The sequence below is a fragment of the Kitasatospora sp. MBT63 genome, assembly GCF_000710465.2.
GTDB lineage: Bacteria > Actinomycetota > Actinomycetes > Streptomycetales > Streptomycetaceae > Kitasatospora.
The window spans coordinates 1,886-2,287 of the sequence record NZ_JAIZ01000634.1; the positions used below are offsets into that span (position 1 = coordinate 1,886).

Consider the following 402-nt stretch of genomic DNA (forward strand, 5'->3'; position numbering starts at 1 on the left):
CGTTGGTGGTGCTGGACGACGCGGTGACCGCGGTTTCGGTGGCGTCCCGCGGGTCGGGTGATCTGGGTGTGGAGGTGCTGCCGGGGCACCCGGCGTATGTGATCTACACGTCTGGTTCGACGGGCCGGCCCAAGGGCGTGGTGGTGGAGCACGGCAGTCTGGCGGAGCTGTTCCACACCCACCGGCGCACCCTGATCGACCAGTACTTCGCCGACCGCACCGGCGTGCCGGTGGGTCTGGTCGCCGGCATCACCTTCGACACCTCCCTGGATGCGGTGTGCTTCCTGCTCGCCGGACACCAGCTGCACCTGATCCCGGACGAGACGCGGCTCGACGGCGCCGCGCTGGCGCGGTACATCGCGGACCACCGGCTCGACTTCCTGGACCTGACGCCGTCGTACC

At 69.9% G+C, this 402-nt stretch carries 1 protein-coding gene; it reads left to right on the forward strand.

Annotated elements, in window-relative coordinates:
* A partial coding sequence (locus AA75_RS51110; protein WP_199520476.1) for an AMP-binding protein occupies positions 1–402 on the forward strand: 402 nt, incomplete at both ends.